This window comes from Streptomyces sp. NPDC053048, assembly GCF_044547045.1.
Taxonomy (GTDB): domain Bacteria; phylum Actinomycetota; class Actinomycetes; order Streptomycetales; family Streptomycetaceae; genus Streptomyces.
In genome coordinates this window covers 24,399-45,180 of sequence record NZ_JBITZS010000007.1, presented here as the reverse complement: position 1 = coordinate 45,180, position 20,782 = coordinate 24,399, and the positions used below count along the sequence as shown (strand labels likewise).

The following is a 20,782-nucleotide window of genomic DNA, read 5'->3' as shown; positions in this document are numbered from 1 at the left end:
GACCGCCCGGTCCCGGCACATTCGGCCTTTCGGCCCGCGACACGTGACCTTTCGGTACGCACCTCCGGGTAAGTGGGCACTTTCAAGTGGGTACTTGCCCGGACGTCGCGCAGCTGCGTAAATCGGGGGCAGACCACTTTTCCGTCCCCCGGGATCAGGCCCGGACCGCCGACGGCGGTCCGGGCCTTTTCCGGGTCTCCCGGTGGGGGAAGCGGGCGGAATTCCGCGGCGGGTCCGGGTGGGGGCCGGACCCGGGCCTTCCTAGAGGAAGTCGGTCTCGGGGTCCATGCCGAGCAGCACCCGGCCCTGCACCTCGAGGTTGGCGTTCAGCTGGGCCAGCGCGTGCAGGGAGAAGCCCTGGATGTCGCGGTGGAAGCGCTGCAGGTCGACGCTCCGCTTGATGACGGAGCCACCGCTGGCGCTGTAGAGGATCTCCACGGCCTCCTTGGACAGCTGGGTGGCGAAGGCCGTCTGGCCGCGGATGATCGCCTTCTCCTCGTCGGTGGGCTGCTCGCCGGCGTCCGCGCGCTTCTGGAGGACCTCGATCCAGCGCTCGGAGAGGGACACGGCCGCGTCGATCTTGTTGCGGGCGGTGGCCACCTGGATCTGGGTGAGCGGGTGGAGCTTCTGGTCCGTCCAGTTGGTGTAGGTGATGCCGCGTCCCGGCAGGCGCTCGACGAAGAGCTCGTAGGCGCCCTGCGCGATGCCGAGGAACACCGCGGTCACCTCGGAGAGGATGTAGGCGAGCAGGCCGTAGTTGCGGCCGGTGGCGCCGGTGTTGGAGCGGTCGCCGGTGGCGCCGACCATGACCTCGCCGTAGTCCACGGTGTGGTGCTTGGGGATGAAGACGTCCTTGGCGTGGGTGGTGGCGCTGCCGGTGCCGGCTCCGGAGGAGACGTCCCAGTCGTCCTCGATGGTCATCTTGTCCATCGGAACGATGGCCATGACCTCCTCGTGGCTGCCGTCCGGGTGCTCCACGATGGCGGCGGCGAAGTTCCACTGGGCGCCGCGGCAGCCGGTGTTGAAGCGGTAGGTGCCGTTGAGGCGGTAGCCGCCCTCGACGGGGGTGAGGGTGCCGGTCGGCGCGAAGACGATGGAGATCCGGGTGTCGGTGTTGGCGAAGATCTCCTCCTGGGCCTTGTCCGAGTAGAGGGTTGCGCACCAGGTGCTGGTCATCCAGACCATGGTGACCCAGCCGGTGGAGGGGCAGGCGCGGGAGATCTCGGCGATGACCTTGGCCTGGTCGCCCTGCGACATCTCGAGGCCGCCGTACCGCTTGGGAACGGCCATCCGGAAGACGCCGGCCTCTTCGAGGAGCTTGATGTTCTCGTCCGGGATCCAGCGCCGTTCCTCGGCCTCGAAGCCGTTCTTGCGGAGGGTCGGAACAATGTTCTTCACCGCATCCAGAATGGATGCCAGGTCGCCATTCGTGGCCATGGAAAGGGCTCCTCGTCAGTCCAGTTTCATCGACCAACGATACTGACGCGGTGACTTTGCCCGGCCAATCCCCGGTCATGCTGCGGTAATTGGAACCGACCGTACCGGTGGCCTTCGTCGCGGGGTGCCGACGCGGCGCTCAGCCGGTCAGCGAGTGCTCCGGGTTGAGCACCTCGTGCTGCAGTCGCTGCAGCTCGGGCGAGGGCTCCAGCCCCAGCTCGTCGTTGAGGATGCGGTAGAGGTTCTGGTAGGCCTGCAGCGCCTCCGCGCGGCGGCCCGCGGCGTGCAGGGCGGAGATGAGCCGGCCGTGGAACCACTCGTTGAGCGGGTAGGCGTGGACGAGCAGCCGCAGCTCGGGTATGGACTCGCGCTGCCGGCCGAGCCGGGTCTGCCCCTCGATGCGCAACTCCAGGGCGCGGATGCGCAGTTCCTCGAGGTGGGCGATGGAGCCGGCCAGAAGGTCCCCGGAGGGGATGCTGGAGAGCACCGGCCCGCGCCACAGCCCGAGCGCCTGGTTGAGGTGGAGCACGGCCGACTCGGGGTCGTCGTTCTGCAGGTCCTCGTGGCCGCGCGCCACCAGCTGCTCGAAGACCTTGATGTCGACCTCGCTGTCGTCGACCTGGATGACGTAGCCCGGCGCGCGGGTCGCCAGCAGGACCCGGCCCGACGGGGCCAGGTCCTCGCCGATGAACATCCGCCGGGCGTGGTAGATGTACGTCTGCAGCGTGGTCAGGGCGCTGCGCGGCGGCTTCTGGCCCCACAGCTCCTGGATCAGCGCGTCGGCGGTGACGATCTCGTTCGGCCGGGTCAGCAGAAGTGCCAGGGCCTGACAGACCTTTGGAGTGCTGGGCACGTACGTTCTGCCGTCTTCGGCCACGATCTCGAACGGCCCGATGAGGTTGAACCTCACTGTCCACACTCCTGTTCCCGGCGCCCCGATACCCCCGCGCCGATCACCTGAAAGGGTGATTCAGACACTAGGCATGTCCGGTGTGGATTCACACCGTAAGGACCCAAGAGTGTCAGGTTACCTAACGGTAAGTATTTTTACCGTCAACACTTGCTCCGTTCATGGAACCGTCACACGCCCCCGTCACTGCGGCTGGTTGCCGTGCTTGCGGGCGGGCAGGGCGGCGTGCTTGCTGCGCAGCATGGTGAGCGCGTCGATCAGGGCGGTGCGGGTCAGGGCGGGGTCGATGACGTCGTCGACCAGGCCGCGCTCGGCGGCGTAGTACGGGTGCATCAACTGCTCGCGGTACTCGGCGATGCGGGCCTGCCGGGTGGCCTCCGGGTCGTCCGAGGCGGCGATCTCGCGGCGGAAGACCACGTTGGCGGCGCCCTCGGCGCCCATCACCGCGATCTCGTTGGTGGGCCAGGCCAGGGCGAGGTCCACGCCGATCGAGCGGGAGTCCATCACGATGTACGCGCCGCCGTAGGCCTTGCGCAGGACCAGGGAGATCCGGGGCACGGTGGCGTTGCAGTAGGCGTAGAGCAGCTTGGCGCCGTGCCGGATGACGCCGCCGTGCTCCTGGTCGACGCCGGGCAGGAAGCCGGGCACGTCGACCAGGGTGACCAGCGGGATGTTGAAGGCGTCGCACATCTGGACGAAGCGGGCGGCCTTCTCCGAGGACTCGATGTCGAGCACCCCGGCCAGCCGCTGCGGCTGGTTGGCGACGATGCCGACGACCTCGCCGCCCATCCGGGCCAGGGTGCAGATGATGTTGGGCGCCCAGCGCTCGTGGACCTCGAAGTGGTCGCCGTCGTCGACAATCTCCTCGATGACGGCGCGCATGTCGTACGGCCGGTTGCCGTCGGCCGGCACCAGGTCGAGGAGGCGGTCGGTGCGCCGGTCCGCCGGGTCGTGCACGGGCTCGGAGGGCGGCATCTCGCGGTTGTTGGCGGGCAGCAGCGAGAGCAGGTGGCGGACGTCCTCCAGGGCCGCCTCCTCGTCGTCGTAGGCGAAGTGGGCCACGCCGGAGGTCTCGGCGTGGACGTCGGCGCCGCCCAGGCCCTCCTGGGTGATCTGCTCGCCGGTGACCGCCTGCACCACGTCCGGGCCGGTGATGAACATCTGGGAGGTGCCGCGCACCATGAAGACGAAGTCGGTGAGCGCGGGGGAGTAGGCGGCGCCGCCCGCGCAGGGGCCCATGATGACGCTGATCTGGGGCAGCACACCGGAGTTGCGGACGTTGCGCTGGAAGATGCCGCCGTAGCCGGCCAGCGCGGTGACGCCCTCCTGGATGCGGGCGCCCGCGCCGTCGCACAGGCCCACGATGGGCGCCCCGGCGGTCTCGGCCAGGTCCATCAGCTTGTGGATCTTCTGGGCGTGCGCCTCGCCGAGGGCCCCGCCGAAGATGCGGAAGTCGTGCGCGTAGGCGAAGACGGTACGGCCGTCCACCTCGCCCCAGCCGGTGATGACGCCGTCGGTGTACGGCTTCTTCTCCTCCAGGCCGAAGCCGGTGGCGCGGTGCCGCCGGAAGGCCTCGGTCTCGGTGAACGTGCCCTTGTCGAACAGGAGCTCGAGGCGCTCGCGCGCCGTAAGCTTGCCCTTGGCCTTCTGGGCCTCGGTCGCCTTGGCGCTGGGCCCCTCGAGGATCCGCTCGCGCAGATCGGCGAGCTCCGCCACGCGGCCGTTCATGTCGGCCGGGGCTCCCGGGGCTGCGGTCGGCGACTGGTCCTCGACGATGCTCACGCGGGCCTCTCTCGGGTCGGGAACGCCCCGGTCCTACGGTGGCGCTCGGCGCCCCCAGGGTGGCGAGCCGCGCTATAGAGCGGCTCGAAACGGGCTGGACTTTCGCCTGGGCCGGACTCCACCGGATCTCACCCGTGCCTCGATCCCAACTCGAGTGCCACGACGCAGGCTTGGGCCGTGCTCACAGAGACGATTTCCCCTGACCTGTTCCGCGCCGCACTCTCCCACTGGGCCAGCGGCGTCACTGTGGTGACCACGCGCGATGCCGCCGGGCAGAGCCACGGCTTCACGGCCAGCGCGTTCTCCTCCGTGTCCCTGGACCCCGCCCTGGTGCTGGTGTGCCTGGACAACAAGGCGAACTGCTTCGACGCCTTCGACCAGTCGGAGGGCTTCGTCATCCACCTCCTCGCCCAGGGCCAGCAAGAGCTGGCGGGGCGCTTCGCCAGCAAGGGCGCGGACAAGTTCGCGGGCACCGGCGTGACCCTCTCGGCCGCCGGCCAGCCCGTCCTGCCGGGGGCGCTGGCGCGCCTGGAGTGCCGCACCGAGCGCCGGATACCGGGCGGCGACCACCTGATCCTGATCGGCGAGGTCCACGACGCCCACGAGGGCGAGGGCGAGCCGCTGGTGTACTTCCAGCGGGGCTTCCACGAGCTGACCGCCGTCGGTCAGGGCTGACGGCACCCGCACGCCCGCCGCACCGCCCGCCGGACCGCACGTCGTCGGCCTCACTGTCGCCGGCCTCACGCCGCGGTACCGGTCGCCGCCGCCCGGGTCGCCGGGAAGTCCTCGGCGCCCGCCATGACCACGGCGAGGTGTGCCACGGACGCCAGCGTCACATGGCGGTGCCAGCCCTGGAAGGACCGGCCGACGAAGTCGCGGATCCCGACCTGGTCGGCGATCCGCGCCGCGTCGCGGTCGGCGACCCGCGCCAGGCGGGCCAGCCGCAGCAGCGCTCCCGTCGGCTGTTCGGGGCCCGCGTCGGTCAGCCACAGCCGTGCCTGCCGGTGGTCGGTGCCGCGCCATTCGCCCAGCAGCCGCATGGGCCGCCAGGTCTCCGCCCCCGGCAGCAGCACGGGGACCGACGTCACCACCGCGCGCGCCCAGTCGGCGGGCCGGCGCAGGCGTCGCATGGACTCCACCAGCTGCCCGGCGGTCGTCGCCCGGTCGCTGTAGCCCTGCAGGAGGGCGCCGTCCGCCTTCAGGCGCGTCGTGGGATCGGCCCGGACGATCAGCGGCGCGCCGAGTCCGTCGAGGTGGTGGACGGTCGCGGCGGCGTCGAGCCCCTCCGCGTTGACGATCACCGGCAGCCGCCGGGGCCCGTCGGCCGCGGCGCGCGGCACCACCTGGCTCGCGCACTCCTCGGGAGCGATGGAGCGCAGCCAGGCCGGGATGTTGGCCCGGCGGCGGCGCACCGGGTCCGCCAGCCAGCTCTCCGTCAGCTGCAGCCGCCAGTCCACGGGGACGGCGGCCCGCTCGGAGACCAGCCAGGCGCCGTACGCCTGCTGGCTGTTGACGGTCTGGCCCAGCTCCGGCAGGAAGCGCGGTTCCACCCCCACCGAGTGCACCCCCGCCTTGGGGATGACGGTGGGCCGTACCACCCAGGCCTGGGGGGCGAGCAGGTCCTCGGCGCGGCGCAGCAGCGCCTGGCGGACCGGGCCCCACTCCCAGGACGAGTCGCTGATGAAGTGGTGGACGCTCTGCTGGGCCGTTCCGCCGCCGATCTGGTCCGCGATGTTGCGCAGGGTCTTGCGGCCCTCGGCCATCAGCAGGCCGCGCACGTACTGCTCGGCCCGCAGGCGCTGGTCGCTGCGCTGGAGCGAGGCGAAGAGCTCGGCGCACAGGTCCGCCAGTACCGCGTCCCCGTCGTCGTCCGCGTCTCCGCTTGCCGTTGTCAGGCCCCGTGGGCCGATGTCCGACGCTGCCATCAATCCCCCTTGAACTTCGGCCGGCGGGCCGGTCTACGTGCGCATGCTGATCCGTGAGGTCCGTTGGTTATGCGTTCCGCGCCTGTCCCGAGGCAGGGAGAAGTCTCCTCAAGTGGGGCGGAACCGCCCCGCCGAGGAGACCACTGTAAATAAACCATACGATCGGTTTAGCGTGTCGTTGGTGCACCCGGACGGGGGTAGTCCGAACGGCCCAGCCGGGCGGCTCAATTACGGGCCGGGACCTCGGCCCCGGCCAGCCGCAGCGGGCGGTCCGGGGCGACGTCGAGCCTGGCCAGGACGCCGGGGACGGCGATGTTCGGCAGCAGCAGCCGGAACAGCGCGCAGATCTCCTCGATCAGCTCCCCGCGCCGCGGAACGGCCTCCGCGACCAGTTGCACCCCCGTCCAGGCACCCACCAGGAGCCGGGCGGTCTCCTCGGGTTCCACGTGCGGCAGGATCTCGCCATTGGCGCGTGCCTCGGCCAGCAGCCCGGCGGCGACGCTGATCCAGTCGGGCCACTTGGTGCCGAACAGCGAGCGCGCCCGCTGGTCGACCGACAGCCGCAGGCCCGCCCGCAGCAGCGGCTCCCTCGGCAGCCGGTGGGCCAGCAGCAGCGAGGCGTCGACCAGTTCCTGCAGCCTGAACTGTTGCGGAAGGACGCCTTCCGTCGTCACCGCCTGATCGAGGACCCCGCGGGCCAGATCTTCCTTGGAACCGAAATGGAAGTACAGTGCGCCTCTTGTCACTTCGGCCCGTGCGAGGATCTGGGCAATGGTGGCCGCTTCGTAGCCGCACTCGTCGAAGACTTTTCCGGCGGCTTCGAGAATCGCCTGCCGGGTCCGGATCGCACGCTCCTGCTGCGCCACGAAACCCCTCCTTCTGTTCAGCCGACCCCCCTTGAAATGTACTGATCGGTAGGTATCTTTGGCGTCCAGTGCCTGATCACTCAGACGTACACGCCGGCATCCCAGGGGGGACCGTGTCCGTAACGTTGCAGCAATCCTGCACGCTGGAAGCCGCAATTCCGAAATCGGCGGGGGCGCCAGGGGGTGGAGTAGCCAAGGAATTCGTGCATCTTCGGGACGAGTCGGCCGTACTCGTCAGCGACTGGGTGCGCCGGGGGCCCGTCGAATTCACGTGCGCCGTCCGGTGGCCCGCCGCCGTGGCCGGTCACCGGCCCGACCCCGTGCTCGCCGCACAGACCGTACGACAGTGCGGACTTGCCATTTCTCACGCGGAGTTCAATGTTCCGCTCGACTATCAATCCCTCTTTCGGGTTCTCGACCTCTCCATCGCACCTACGCTTTCCCCGTATCCCGCACAACGGAATGGGCCGCTCCAGCTCACGGTCGACGTCCGGAGTTCACCACCGGGCATGCGCGGTGAACGAATAACCGGTTCCGGATTCATGGAATTCACGGTCCGGCAGGGCGACCACACGGTCGTCCGGGCCGAGTCCCGACAGGCGTGGATTTCCCCCGGCGTCTACCGGCGGCTGCGCGGCGAGCACTTCGTCGTCGACTGGGGCGCCTGGGAGCTTCCGCCGCCCCTGGAGCCGGCCGCGGTCGGCTGCGTCGCGCCCGCCGAGGTCCTCCTGGCGGCGGGCGACCGCCCCGGGCGCTGGCGGCTGCGCTGCGACAGCGCCAACACGGCCCAGTTCGACCACCCCGTCGACCACGTCCCCGGCCTGACCCTGCTCGCCGCCGCGCATCAGGCGGCCCGGGTGGCCACCGGGGCGGGAGGCGCCCTGGTGGTCACCGAGGTGACCACCTCCTACCAGCGGTACGTCGAGTTCGACGCGCCCTGCCTGCTGGAGGCGGCCGTGCTGCCCGGCCGCGTCGAGGTCACCGGCCTGCAGCACGGCCGGACGGCCTTCCGGGTCGGGCTGACGCCGGCCGGCTGACGCCGCACGGGATCCGGCTGCGCACGCGATCCGGCGCCGCACGGCCGCCGGCCCGCCGGCCGTCGGCTCACCGGTGCCGTCGCCTCACTGGTTGACGAAGCCGCCGTCCACCGGCACCACCGCGCCGGTCAGGAACGGTGAGCGGTCGCTGAGCAGCCAGGCCGCCGTCTCGGCTATCTCCTCCGGCTCGGCCGTGCGCCCCTGCGGCGTCATCGCGTGCACCATCTCCTCCAGGCCCGGGTTGCGCCCGAACCAGTCGGCCGTGATCTCGCTGCGGGTGATGCCGGGGGCCACGGCGTTGACCCGGATGCCCTGGCGGGCGTACTCGTCGGCCGCGGCCCGGGTCAGGCCCACCACCGCGTGCTTGGCGGCCAGATAGGGGGCGGCGGACGGGATGGCCACGAGCCCGGCGACGCTGCTGTTGTTGACGATCGTCCCGCCGCCGCCGGCGAGCATCGCGGCGATCTCGGGGCGCAGGCAGTTCCACACCCCCCGGACATTGGTGTCCATGACGGTGTCGTAGACGTCGTCGCCCATCAGGTGCAGCGGGGTGCGGTCGCCGCCGATGCCGGCGTTGTTGAAGGCGGCGTCCAGGCGGCCGTGGCGCTCGACGGCGAACGCCACGGCGCGCCGCGCGTCCTCGGGGCGGGTGACGTCGGCGACGACGTAGGAGGCCTCGGCGCCCGCCTCGCGCAGCTGCCGGGTCAGTTCGGCGAGGCGGTCCTCGCGGCGGGCGGTGAGGACGACGGCCGCCCCCTCCCGGGAGAAGACGCGGGCGGCGGCGGCCCCGATGCCGCTGCTCGCGCCGGTGATGAACGCAACCTTGCCTGCGAGAAGCCGATAGTTCGTCATGATCCCGAGTGTGTCAGGGCTTGATCGTTTCGGGCCGGGCTCAAGCGGCCCTCAAGCAGGGCCCAAGCGGCCCTCGAGCCGGGCCCAAGTGGTCCTCGAGCCGGGCCCAAGTGGTCCTCACGTGGGGCCGGACGGACCGGAATCAGCCCGTCCGGCCCCACGCGCGTCCTCGCTCAGCCGGCCGCGGGGGCCGGGAAGTGGCCGGCCTCCACGAAGAAGGCGACGTACTTCTCGAAGAGCTCGCGCGTCAACTCCGGGCACGAGATGCCCGTCCCCTCGAGCGCCGCCTCCGTCTCGTCCGTGCCGATCGGCGGGTAGAAGGCGTCGGTGTCCGACGTCATCATCTCGAAGGCGTGCAGCAGCGGGTACAGCGCGTTCTCACGGTCGGCCTTCACCGCCGCGCTCCACGTCGACCAGTCCAGCTCACCCAGCGAGTAGCCGAGTTCGCGCAGGTACTCCACGCACGTCCCCAGGCTCAGCGAGCTCTGGTTGAACAGGTGGAACGTGTCCCCCGCGCCCTCCTTCCGCCGGGAGATGCCCAGGATCGCGGCACTGACGTAGTCCACCGGCAGCAGGTGGAAGCGGCCGCCGCTCGTCGTGGGCACGGCACCCGCCTGCAGCAGGCCCTTGAGGCTCAGCCAGACGAAGTCGGCCGTCTGGCAGGCGCCGTTGACCTGGTCGCCCGAGATCACGTCGACCCGGTAGACCGACACCGGCAGCCCGCGGTCCCGGGCCAGCCCGATGAGCTGCTCCGCGACCCACTTGCTCTGCAGGTAGCCGCTCGGCAGGGCCTCGGCCGGGCCGGTCGCGTCGGTGACCTTCAGCGGCACGCCCTCCTCGAGCACGCCGTTGAAGACGCCCACCGTCGAGACGTAGTGGACGGGCACCGTCCGGTGCCGGGCGGCGAGCCGCAGCACTTCCTCCGTGCCCAGGACGTTGGCCGCCTTGAGCGCCGAGTACGGGTGGAGCCAGTGCACGCGGGCGCCGTTGTGGTAGACCACGTCGACCGTGCGGGCCAGCTCGTCGAAGACCTCCGCGGCCAGGCCCAGTCCGGGCTCGGCCAGGTCGCCCAGGACGATGTGCAGCCGGCCGGGGTCGACCTCGTCCCACACCCGGTAGTACTCCATGTTGGCGCGCAGCCGCGCCAGCGCGTCCGCCTCGTCGCCGCCGCGCACCAGGCAGGTGATGCGCGCCGAGGTGGTGCGCATCAGGTCGCGCAGCAGGAACGCCCCCAGGAAGCCGGTCGCGCCGGTCAGCAGGACGTGCCCGGGGTCGCCGGCCGTGCGGACGACCTCCGCCGCCGGGCGGATGTCGTCGGCGAGCGTCACCTCGGCGGCGAAGTCCACCCCGGCCGGCGCCGGGGCACCGGAACCGGCGGTGTCGGCCAGCGCCTCGGTGTGCAGGAAGCCGGCCAGCCCCGCCGGGGTGGGGTGGTCGAACACCACGGTCGCCGGGAGCTTGACGCCGGTGGCCGTCCCCAGCCGGTTGCGCAGCTCGACCGAGGTGAGCGAGTCGAAGCCGAGCGAGGCGAAGGACTGCTCGGCGCCGATACCGGACGCCCCGGAGTGCCCGAGCACCCCGGCGATCTCGGCCAGCACCAGCTCCAGCACGGCCTGCCGCCGGTCGTCCTCCGCCAGCCCGGCCAGCCGCTCGGCGAGCGAGCCCTGTGCCGCCTCGGAGTTGCGGGCCGCGCGCCGGACCGGGGTGCGCACCAGCGCGCTCAGCACGACGGGCGCCCGGTCGGGTGCCTCGCGCAGCGGCGCGAGGTCCAGCGGGGTGGCGGTGACGGCGGCGTGCGGCAGGGCGAGGGTGACGTCCAGCAGCGCGGGGCCCTGGGCGGCGGTGACCGGGCGGAAGCCGCTGCGCGCGATCCGCCGGAGGTCGGTGTCGTCCAGGTGGCCGCTCATGCCGCCGTCCTGCTCCCACAGGCCCCACGCCACCGAGGTGGCGGGCAGGCCCTGGGCGGCGCGGTGCTGGGCCAGGGCGTCGAGGAAGACGTTGGCGGCCGCGTAGTTGGACTGGCCCGGTCCGCCGACGACACCGGCGATCGAGGAGAACAGCACGAACGCCGACAGGCCGAGGTCGCGGGTGAGCTCGTGCAGGTGCCAGGCCGCGTCCACCTTGGGGCGCAGCACGGCGGCCAGCCGCTCGGGTGTCAGGGCGGTGATCAGCCCGTCGTCCAGCACACCGGCGGTGTGCACGACGGCCGTCAGCGGGTGCTCGGTGGGCACGGCCGCCAGCAGCGCGGCGAGCGCGTCGCGGTCGGTGACGTCGCACGCGGCGAGGGTCACCTCGGCGCCCAGCGCCGTCAGTTCGGCGACGGTCTCCTCGGCGCCCGGGGCCGCCGGGCCGCGGCGGCTGGTGAGCAGCAGGCGGCGCACCTTGTGCTCGGTGATCAGGTGCCGGGCGAAGAGCACGCCCAGGCTGCCGGTGCCGCCGGTGATCAGGACGGTGCCGTCGGGGTTCCACGAGCCGGTGCCGGCGGCCCCGGGGGCCGCCTCCTCGGCGCGGGCCAGGCGGGGGACGAGCACGTCGTCGCCGCGCACGGCCGCCTGCGGCTCGCCGGAGACGGCAATCCGGGCGAGGAGTGTGTCCGATGCCGCCTCGGCGTCGGCGTCCACGAGGACGATGCGGCCGGCGTGCTCGGACTGCGCCGAGCGCAGCAGGCCCCACACGGTGGCGCCGGCCAGGTCCGGGACGTACTCGTCCGAGGTGGCCAGGGCGCCCGAGGTGGCCACCACCAGCGGGATGCCGGCCAGCCGGTCGTCGGCCAGCCACTCCTGGACCAGGGCCAGCGTGCGCCGCGCGGTGGAGTGCACCGTGGTGGGCAGGTCGGCACCGGGCAGGTCGCCCTCGGGCCCGGCGGAGGGCCGCAGCAACACCGCGTCGTAGCGGCGTCCGGCCGCGACGGCCTCGGCGACGGCGGACGGGCCGGTCAGGCGCGGCCCTTCGGCCGTCGCGTCACCGATGACCGCCCACGCGAGCTCCGTCCGGGGCTCGGGCAGGGCGACGGGCGTCCACGCCATGTGGAAGAGGGCGTCGTGGTGGCGGGCCAGCGCGCCGGTCAGGCCGGCGGCGGTGACCGGGCGGGTGGTGAGCGCGGCGACGGAGGCCACCGGCTGTCCGCTCAGGTCGGCCAGGCGCAGCGCCAGGGTGCCGTCGGCGGCCGGCGTCATCCGCACGCGCAGTGCCGTGGCGCCGGTGGCGTGCAGCCGCACACCGCTCCACCGGCCGGCCACGTCGCCGTCCGTACGGCCGGCCGCGGCCAGGGCGGCGCGCAGGGCCGCCTCCAGCAGCGCCGGGTGCAGGCCGAAGCCGGCCGGGTCGGCGCCCTCGGGCAGGCGGACCTCGGCGTACACCTCCTCGCCGTGGAGCCACAGGGCCGTCAGGCCGCGGGCGGCGGCGTCCTCGTCGAGGGGGTGCGCGCTCGCGCCCTCCGGCGGCCAGGCGGCCAGGTCGAAGGGCTCGTCGGCGCCGTCCGTGCCGAGCACGCCGTGGGCGTGGCGCGTCCAGGGCACGTCGAGGCCGTCGGGCCGGGCGTGCAGGGTGACGGCACGGCGGCCGTCCGCGTCCCGCGGGGCCACCTGGACCTGCAGCTGGACGGCGCCGGACTCCGGCAGGGCCAGGGGCGCGTCGACGGTCAGCTCGTGCAGGGTGTCGGCGCCGAGGTCGTCGCCGGCGCGGACGGCCAGCTCCACCAGGGCGGCCGGCGGCAGGACGGCGGTGCCCAGCACGCGGTGGCCCTCGAGCCAGGGGTGGGTGCGCAGCGAGACCCGTCCGGTGAACAGGGCCTCGTCCCCGCCGGCGACCGGCAGGGCCGCGCCCAGCAGCGGGTGGCCGGTGGGCGCGAGGCCGAGACCCGCGGCGTCGGCCCCGGCGGACGCCGACTCGACCCAGAACCGGCGGCGCTGGAAGGCGTAGGTGGGCAGGTCCACCCGGCGGGCGCCGGTGCCCTCGAAGAACGCCCGCCAGTCCACGGCCACGCCGTGGTTGTGCAACTGGCCGAGACCCGCGACCAGGGTGGCCGCCTCCTCCCGGCCGCGGCGCAGCAGGGCCACGGCGGTGCCCGCCTGCTCCAGGGTGTCCTGGGCGAGGGCGGTGAGCACGCCGTCCGGGCCCGCCTCGGCGAAGGCCGTCACCCCGTGGCCGGCCAGGGTGCGCACGGCGTCGGCGAAGCGCACGGCCTCGCGCACATGGCGCACCCAGTAGTCGGCGGTGCACAGCTGCGCCGGGTCGGCGAGGGTGCCGGTGAGGGTGGAGACGATGGGGACGGTCGGCTGGTGGTACGTCAGGCTCTCGGCGACCTTGCGGAAGTCGGGGAGCATGGGCTGCATGAGGGGGGAGTGGAAGGCGTGGGAGACGGTGAGCCGCTTGGTCTTGCGGCCCTGCTCGCGCAGCTTGTCCGCGATCTCCAGGGCGGGGCCCTCCACGCCGGCGATGACGACGGACGCGGGCCCGTTGACGGCGGCGATCGCGACCTCGTCGGTGCGGCCTTCGAGGAGGGGGAGGACTTCGTCCTCGGTGGCCTGGACGGCGATCATGGCGCCGCCGGCGGGCAGTGCCTGCATGAGGCGGCCTCGTGCGGCGACGAGCTTGGCGGCGTCCTCGAGGGAGAACACGCCGGCCACGTGGGCCGCGGCGATCTCACCGATCGAGTGCCCGGCCAGGTAGTCGGGGCGCACTCCCCAGGATTCGACGAGCCGGTAGAGGGCGACCTCGACGGCGAACAGCGCGGGCTGGGTGAAGCCCGTCTCGTCCAGGCCCTCGCCCGAGTCGACGACCTCCCGCAGCGGACGCTCCAGCAGCGGGTCGAGCGCCGCGGCCACCGCGTCGAAGGCGGCCGCGAAGGCGGGGAACGCCGCGTACAGCTCGCGGCCCATTCCGGCGCGCTGCGCGCCCTGGCCCGTGAACAGCACGGCCGTCCTGCCCGTGGCGCGGGTGCCCGTCACCACGGCCGGGTGCTGCTCGCCGTCGGCCAGCGCCCGCAGCCCCGCGGCGAGTTCGTCGCCGGACGTGCCGGTGACGACCGCGCGGTGCTCGAGGGCGGAGCGGGAGGTGGCCAGCGAGTACGCCACGTCCAGCGGGGAGCGGCCGTCGTGCTCCAGCAGCCGCCGGGCCTGCTCGCGCAGCGCCTCGGCGCTCCTCGCGGACAGCAGCCACGGCAGGACGGGCGGGGTGGCCGGCGCGGCCGGGGCCGGGGTGGGCTCCTCGGCGGGGGCCTGCTCCAGGATCAGGTGGGCGTTGGTGCCGCTGACGCCGAACGCGGACACCGCGGCGCGGCGCGGGGCGCCCGTCTCGGGCCAGTCCCGCTGCTCGGTGAGGAGTTCGACGGCGCCGGACTCCCAGTCGACCATCGGGGTGGGCTCGTCGACGTGCAGCGTCCTGGGCAGCACGCCGTGGCGCATCGCCTGGATCATCTTGATGACGCCGCCGACGCCGGCCGCGGCGACGCTGTGGCCGATGTTGGACTTGAGCGAACCCAGGTAGAGGGGACGGCCCTCGGGGCGGCCCTGGCCGTAGGTGGCCAGCAGGGCCTGCGCCTCGATGGGGTCGCCCAGACGCGTGCCGGTGCCGTGCGCCTCGACGACGTCGACGTCGTTGGTGGTCAGCCGGGCGCTCGCCAGCGCGTCGCGGATGACCCGCTCCTGGGAGGGGCCGTTGGGGGCCGTCAGGCCGTTGGAGGCGCCGTCCTGGTTCACGGCCGAGCCGCGGATCACGGCGAGCACCCGGTGGCCGTTCTTCCGCGCGTCCGACAGCTTCTCGACCAGGACCAGGCCGACGCCCTCGGACCACGAGGTGCCGTCGGCGGCCGCCGCGAAGGACTTGATGCGGCCGTCGGGGGCCAGGCCGCTCTGGCGGGAGAAGTCGACGAAGCCGCCCGGCGTCGCCGTCACGGTGGAGCCGCCCGCGAGCGCCAGCGTCGACTCGCCCTGGCGCACCGACTGCACGGCCAGGTGCAGGGCGACCAGCGACGAGGAGCAGGCGGTGTCGACCGACAGGGCCGGGCCCTCGAAGCCGAAGGTGTAGGCGATGCGGCCCGAGGCGACGCTGTTGAGCTTGCTCGTCAGCAGGTAGCCCTCGAACTCCTCGGGGCCGTCCAGGCCCAGGTAGCTCTGCTCGATGACGCCCGCGAAGACGCCCACCTTCCGGCCGCGCAGGCCGGCCGGGTCGATGCCGGCCTGCTCGAAGGTCTCCCACGCGGTCTCCAGCAGCACCCGCTGCTGCGGGTCCATCGCCTGCGCCTCGCGCGGGGAGATCCCGAAGAAGCCCGCGTCGAACTCGGTGGCGCCGTCGAGGAACCCGCCCTCACGGGTGTAGGACGTGCCGGGGGTGGCCGGGTCGGGGTCGTAGAGCTTCTCCAGGTCCCAGCCGCGGTCGGTGGGGAACGGCGAGATGCCGTCCACGCCGCCCTCCACCATCCGCCACAGGTCGTCGGGCGAGGCCACGCCGCCGGGGAAGCGGCAGGCCATGCCGACGATCGCGACGGGCTCCTCGGCGCCCGCCTCGAGCTCGGCGAGGCGGGCACGGGCCTTCTTCAGATCGGCCGTCACCCATTTGAGGTACTCGACCAGCTTCTCTTCATTGGGGTTGGACATCGGGAATCGTCTCTCTCCAGGAGATACGGAAGTCGGTGAGTGCCTCAGCCGGCGGAGCGGCCGAGCTCGTTGTCGATGAAGCTGAAGATGTCCTCGGCCGAGGCCGACTCCAGCCGGTCCGCCACGTCCTCCTCGGGCTCCGCGGCCGCCGCCGACTCGTTCAGCTTGGCCAGCAGCGTCTGCAGGCGTACGGACACCGAGGCGCGGGCGGGATCGTCCGCGTCCATCCCCGGCAGCAGCGCCTCCAGCCGGTCCAGCTCCGACAGCACCGGGTGCGCGGCGTCCCCGTCGTCCGGGACCAGCTGGCGGTGCAGGAAGCCGGCGAGCGCGGCCGAGGTGGGGTGGTCGAAGACCAGGGTGGCGGGCAGCCGGACACCGGCGGCCACCGTCAGACGGTTGCGCAGCTCCACGGCCGTCATCGAGTCGAAGCCCAGGTCCTGGAAGGCGCGTTCGGCCTCGATGCCGGCCGGGTCGCCGTGGCCCAGCACGGCCGCCACGGTGGTGCGCACCAGGTCCAGCAGCAGTGCCTCCCGCTCGGGGGCGGCCAGGCCCGCCAGCCGGTCGGCCAGCGACTCGCCCCGCTCGTCCGCGGCCTGCGCGCTGCGGCGGGGTGCCGTGGAGCCCACCAGGGCGCGCAGCAGCGCGGGGACGCGCTCCTGGGCCCGTACGGCCGCCGTGCCCACCGGGAGGCCCACCAGTGCCGCGCTGTCGTGGGCGAGCGCCCGGTCGAACAGCGAGTGGCCCTCGACGCGGGCGATCGGCCGGAAGCCGTCGCGGGCGAAGCGGTTGAGGTCGGCCTCGTCCAGGTCCTTGTTGAGGCCGCCCGGCACCGACCACAGGCCCCAGGCCAGCGAGGTGGCGGGCAGGCCCTGGGCGGCGCGGTGCTGGGCGAGGGCGTCGAGGAATGCGTTGGCGGCCGCGTAGTTGGCCTGGCCGGGCCCGCCGAGGACGCCGGCGGCGGAGGAGAACAGCACGAACGCGGCGAGGTCCAGCTCGCGGGTGAGCTCGTGCAGGTGCCAGGCCGCGTCCGCCTTGGGCCGCAGCACCGACGCCAGCCGCTCGGGCGTCTGGGCGTCCAGCAGCCCGTTGTCGAGGGCGCCGGCGGTGTGCACGACACCGGTCAGCGGGTGCTCGGCGGGGATGGCCGCCAGCAGCGCGGCCAGCGCGTCGCGGTCGGCGACGTCGCAGGTGGCGACGGTGACCTCGGCGCCCAGCACCTTGAGGTCGGAGACGACCTCGGCCAGGCCCTCGGTGCCCTCGCCGCTGCGGCTGGCCAGCACGAGGTGGGAGATGCCGTGCTCGGCCACCAGCTGGCGGGCGAACACCGCGCCCAGGGCGCCGGTGCCGGTGACCAGCACGGTGCCGTCGGTGCGCCACTCCGGGCGGGCCGGCCGGTACTCGGGGGCCGGGAGCCGCTGGAGGCGGGGCAGCAGCACCTTGCCGTCGCGCACGGCGGCCTGCGGCTCGCCGGAGGCGGCCAGGGCGGACAGTTGCTCGGGGGTGTGCGTGCCGTCGGTGTCGACGAGCACGAACCGGTCGGGGTGCTCCGACTGCGCGGAGCGGACCAGGCCCCAGACGGCGGCGGCCGCCAGGTCGGTGACGTCCTCGCCGGGAGCGGTGGAGACAGCGCCCCGGGTCAGGAGGGCCAGCGGGACATCCGCAAGGCTGTCGTCGGACAGCCGGCCCCGCAGCAGCTCGAGGATGTCGGCGGTGGCCCGGTGGACGGCGGCCGGGATCTCGCCCGCGGCCCCCTGGACGACGACGGTCTCGATCTCGCCCGTGCCCTCCTCCAGGGCCCCGGCCCGCACCCAGTCCAGGCGCAGCAGGGAGTCCCGGCCGGTGCTGTCCACGTGGGGGGTGAACTGGCCGTTGGGGATGTCGCGGAAGACCACCGACTCGACGGTGGCGACCAACTCTCCGGACGGATCGGACAGTTCCAGTGCGACGCTGTTGTCGTCCAGCTCGGTCACCCGGGCCGTCACCGCCGTGGCACCGGTGGCGTGCAGCCGCACCCCGTACCAGTCGGCGGGCACGGCCACCGTGCCGTTGGCGGGGTCGGCGGGCCGGCGCGGCACGGCCGCGTCGAGCAGGGCGGGGTGGATGCCGTAGCGGCCCGCCTCGTCGCGCAGCTCCTCCGGCAGCTGGAACTCCACCGTCCTGCCCTGCGCCGCGGGGCGCTCGGCCGGCTCGGTGTCCTCGGGCAGGTAGTAGCCCTCGGCGTGCATGGTCCAGGGGGCGTCGGCGACGTCGGGCCGCGAGTACAGGCACAGGCAGCGGCGCTCGGAGTCGTCGTGGATGCCGGCCCGGACCTGCAGCTGCAGCTGGCCGTCCTCGGGCAGCACCAGCGGCACCTGGAGGTTCAGCTCGTCCACCACCGGGTAGCCGATCATGTCACCGGCGTGGATGGCCAGTTCGACCAGCGCGGAGGCGGGCAGCACGGGCGAGCCCAGCACGATGTGGTCGGCCAGCCAGGGGTGCGTCTTGAGCGAGAGCCGGCTGGCGAACAGGATCTGGTTGGCGCCCGCGACCGTGATCGGCGAGCCCAGCACCGGGTGCTGCCCGGACGGGGCCGCCGTGCCGAACGCGTCGGTGCGCGGCTCCAACTGCTCCAGCCAGAACCGCTGGTGCTGGAAGGCGTACGTGGGCAGGCTCACCCGCTGCGCGCCGCTGCCGGCGAACAGCGCCGGCCACTCGGCCCTGCCACCGCGCGCGTGCAGCAGGCCCAGCGCGGCGACGGCGGTGGCGGCCTCGGGGCGGCCGGCGCGCAGCATCGGCGCGCCGGCGACCGTCTCGGGGGCGATGGTGGCGGCCATGGCCGACAGCACCGGGTCGGGGCCCAGCTCGATCAGCGTGGTGACGCCCTCGGCCTCGAGGGTGCGGGTGGCGTCCAGGAAGCGGACGGCGCCGCGCACCTGGTCCGCCCAGTAGGCGGCGGTGCGCAGGTCGTCGCCGCCGGCGACCTTGCCGGTGAGGGTGGAGACGACGGGGATCGCGGGCGCGTGGTAGGTCAGGCCGGCCGCGACGGTGCGGAACTCCTCCAGCATCCCGTCCATGTGGGGGGAGTGGAAGGCGTGGCTGACGGTCAGGCGCTTGGTCCTGCTGCCGCTCTCCTTCAGCCGGGCGGCCACCTCCTCGGCGGCGTCCGCGTCACCGGAGATCACCACGGCACGGGGTCCGTTGACGGCCGCGATCGCCAGCCGGTCCTCGAATCCCTCGAGCAGCGGCAGCACCTCGTCCTCGGCGGCCTCCACGGCGATCATGGCGCCGCCGCCGGGCAGGGCCTGCATCAGCCGGGCGCGCGCCGCGACGAGCTTCGCGGCGTCCGGCAGGGACAGCACCCCGGCCACGTGGGCGGCCGACAGCTCGCCGATGGAGTGCCCGGCGAGGTAGTCGGGCCGGGCGCCCCAGGACTCGGCGAGGCGGTAGAGGGCCACTTCGAGGGCGAACAGGGCGGGCTGGGTGCGGCCGGTGTCGTCGATCAGTGCGGCGTCGGCGCTGCCGGGCTCGGCGAACAGCACCGGCTTCAGGGGCGAGTCCAGGTGCCGGTCGAGCTCGGCGACGACCTCGTCCAGGGCGCGGGCGAACACGGGGAAGGCCGCGTGGAGCTCCTTGCCCATGCCGGCGCGCTGGGCGCCCTGGCCGGTGAAGAGGAAGCCGGTGCGGCCGGCGGTGCGCACCGAGCGGACCACGCCCGCGCCGGTGCCGCCCTCGGCCAGCGACTTCAGGCCCGCCAGCAGCTCGTCGCGGCCGGTGCCGGTGACCACCGCGCGGTGCTCGAGCGCCGTGCGGCCCGTGGCCAGGGAGAAGCCGACGTCGGTCGCGGACAGGCCCTGGTCGGACTCGACGTGCTCGAGCAGGCGGCGGGCCTGCTCGGCCAGCGCGTCGGCGGTGTGCCCGGACAGCGGCCACGGCACGACGGGCAGCTCGACGGGCTCCGCGACGGGTGCCGCCTGCGCCGGGGCGTCGCCCTCCGCGTCCTCGGGGGCGGCCGCGTCCTCGGCGCCCGGGGCCTGCTCGATGATGACGTGCGCGTTGGTGCCGCCGAAGCCGAAGGAGGACACCGCGGCCCGGCGCGGGGCGCCCGTCTCGGGCCATTCGCGCTGCTCGGTGAGGAGTTCGACGGCGCCCGGCACCCAGTCGACGTGCTGGGTGGGCTCGTCGATGTGCAGGGTGCGGGGCAGCACGCCGTGGTGGATGGCCTGGGCCATCTTGATGATGCCGCCGACGCCGGCGGCGGCCTGGGCGTGGCCGATGTTGGACTTCAGCGAGCCCAGGTACAGCGGCCGGCCCTCGGGCCGGTCCTGGCCGTACGTGGCGAGCAGGGCCTGGGCCTCGATGGGGTCGCCGAGGGTGGTGCCGGTGCCGTGCGCCTCCACGGCGTCGACCTCGGAGGCGGACAGGCCGGCGCTCAGCAGCGCCTGGCGGATGACGCGCTCCTGGGCCGGGCCGTTGGGGGCGGTCAGGCCGTTGGAGGCACCGTCCTGGTTGACGGCCGAGCCGCGCACGACGGCGAGGACCCGGTGGCCGTTCCGGCGGGCGTCGGAGAGCCGCTCGACGAGGAGCAGGCCCACGCCCTCGGCCCAGCCGGTGCCGTCGGCGGAGGTGTCGAAGGACTTGCAGCGGCCGTCGGCGGCCAGGCCCCGCAGCCGGGAGAACTCGATGAAGGCCACCGGGGTGGACATCACCGTGGCGCCGCCGGCCAGTGCCAGGTCGCACTCGCCGCGGCGCAGCGCGTTGGCCGCCAGGTGCAGGGCGACCAGCGAGGACGAGCAGGCGGTGTCCACGGTGACGGCCGGGCCCTCGAGCCCGTAGCTGTAGGCGAGCCGGCCGGAGGCGATGGAGCCGGCGCTGCCGCTGAACAGGTAGCCCTCGAAGCCCTCCGGGGGCAGGTTGGGGCGGGAGCCGTAGTCGTTGTACATCACGCCCGTGAACACGCCGGTGCGGCTGCCCCGCAGGCCCTCGGGGTCGATGCCGGCGCGCTCGAAGGTCTCCCACGCGGTCTCCAGCAGCAGCCGCTGCTGGGGGTCGGCGGCCAGCGCCTCGCGCGGCGACATCCCGAAGAACGCCGGGTCGAACAGGTCGGCGTCGTGCAGGAAGCCGCCCTCGCGGGAGTAGGACTTGCCGACCTGCTCGGGGTCGGGGTCGTAGAGGCCGTCGACGTCCCAGCCGCGGTTGACCGGGAACTCGGAGACGGCGTCGACGCCGTCCTCGACCAGCTTCCACAGGTCCTCGGGGGAGGTGACCCCGCCGGGGTAGCGGCAGGCCATGCCCACGATGGCGATGGGCTCCTGGTCCTTGCCCTCCACCTCGCGCAGACGCTTGCGCGCGTCTCGCGCGTCGGCGATGGCCCTCTTGAGGTATTCGCGGAGTTTTACCT

9 protein-coding genes and 1 pseudogene are annotated in these 20,782 nt (G+C 73.6%); 2 read left to right on the top strand and 8 right to left on the bottom strand.

Annotated elements, in window-relative coordinates; translation table 11 throughout:
- Positions 1–261: 261 nt before the first annotated feature.
- The 3 genes from ACIG36_RS19470 to ACIG36_RS19460 all read right to left on the bottom strand — a co-directional run bounded on the left by ACIG36_RS19470 (position 262) and on the right by ACIG36_RS19460 (position 4,075).
- Positions 262–1,437 carry an acyl-CoA dehydrogenase family protein gene (locus ACIG36_RS19470; protein ID WP_399929032.1) on the bottom strand — a complete coding sequence of 392 codons (1,176 nt, stop codon included), beginning with the start codon at positions 1,435–1,437 and terminating at the stop codon, positions 262–264.
- A 139-nt stretch (positions 1,438–1,576) separates the two neighbouring features.
- Positions 1,577–2,347 (bottom strand): BTAD domain-containing putative transcriptional regulator, encoded by a 771-nt coding sequence (locus ACIG36_RS19465; RefSeq protein WP_399929029.1) that lies wholly within the window; start codon positions 2,345–2,347, stop codon positions 1,577–1,579.
- 183 nt (positions 2,348–2,530) lie between these two features.
- Positions 2,531–4,075 (bottom strand): acyl-CoA carboxylase subunit beta, encoded by a 1,545-nt coding sequence (locus ACIG36_RS19460; protein ID WP_399930060.1) that lies wholly within the window; start codon positions 4,073–4,075, stop codon positions 2,531–2,533.
- Positions 4,076–4,306: 231 nt separating this feature from the next.
- Here ACIG36_RS19460 and ACIG36_RS19455 point away from each other — a divergent pair, with 231 nt between their 5' ends.
- A complete protein-coding gene (locus ACIG36_RS19455) occupies positions 4,307–4,804 on the top strand; it encodes a flavin reductase family protein (RefSeq protein WP_399929026.1) in 498 nt (165 codons plus the stop codon).
- 65 nt (positions 4,805–4,869) lie between these two features.
- Here ACIG36_RS19455 and ACIG36_RS19450 read toward each other — a convergent pair whose 3' ends face one another.
- Together ACIG36_RS19450 and ACIG36_RS19445 are read right to left on the bottom strand one after the other, a co-directional pair.
- Positions 4,870–6,054, bottom strand: a complete 1,185-nt coding sequence (locus ACIG36_RS19450; protein WP_399929023.1) for an IS701 family transposase — start codon at positions 6,052–6,054, stop codon at positions 4,870–4,872.
- 224 nt (positions 6,055–6,278) lie between these two features.
- Complete coding sequence (locus ACIG36_RS19445) at positions 6,279–6,920, bottom strand: ScbR family autoregulator-binding transcription factor (RefSeq protein ID WP_399929020.1); 642 nt, start codon at positions 6,918–6,920, stop codon at positions 6,279–6,281.
- Positions 6,921–6,988: 68 nt separating this feature from the next.
- Here ACIG36_RS19445 and ACIG36_RS19440 point away from each other — a divergent pair, with 68 nt between their 5' ends.
- The gene (locus ACIG36_RS19440; protein WP_399929017.1) at positions 6,989–7,957 is read left to right on the top strand and encodes a ScbA/BarX family gamma-butyrolactone biosynthesis protein; all 969 of its coding nucleotides are present in this window, start codon (positions 6,989–6,991) and stop codon (positions 7,955–7,957) included.
- Between the two features lie 84 nt (positions 7,958–8,041).
- Here ACIG36_RS19440 and ACIG36_RS19435 read toward each other — a convergent pair whose 3' ends face one another.
- The 3 genes and pseudogenes from ACIG36_RS19435 to ACIG36_RS19425 form a co-directional block, all read right to left on the bottom strand.
- Positions 8,042–8,809, bottom strand: coding sequence for an SDR family NAD(P)-dependent oxidoreductase (locus tag ACIG36_RS19435; protein WP_399929014.1), 768 nt, complete (start codon positions 8,807–8,809; stop codon positions 8,042–8,044).
- 173 nt (positions 8,810–8,982) lie between these two features.
- Positions 8,983–15,405, bottom strand: coding sequence for a thioester reductase domain-containing protein (locus tag ACIG36_RS19430; RefSeq protein ID WP_399929011.1), 6,423 nt, complete (start codon positions 15,403–15,405; stop codon positions 8,983–8,985).
- 44 nt (positions 15,406–15,449) lie between these two features.
- Positions 15,450–20,753 (bottom strand): annotated as a pseudogene (locus ACIG36_RS19425) (SDR family NAD(P)-dependent oxidoreductase); the annotation flags it as partial.
- Positions 20,754–20,782: the final 29 nt, after the last annotated feature.

Coding starts and splice junctions, on each gene's coding strand:
- ACIG36_RS19470 (WP_399929032.1), bottom strand. CDS start 1,437: ATGGCCACGAATGGCGACCTGGCATCCATTCTGGATGCGGTGAAGAAC.
- ACIG36_RS19450 (WP_399929023.1), bottom strand. CDS start 6,054: ATGGCAGCGTCGGACATCGGCCCACGGGGCCTGACAACGGCAAGCGGA.
- ACIG36_RS19430 (WP_399929011.1), bottom strand. CDS start 15,405: ATGTCCAACCCCAATGAAGAGAAGCTGGTCGAGTACCTCAAATGGGTG.
- ACIG36_RS19460 (WP_399930060.1), bottom strand. CDS start 4,075: ATGAACGGCCGCGTGGCGGAGCTCGCCGATCTGCGCGAGCGGATCCTC.
- ACIG36_RS19435 (WP_399929014.1), bottom strand. CDS start 8,809: ATGACGAACTATCGGCTTCTCGCAGGCAAGGTTGCGTTCATCACCGGC.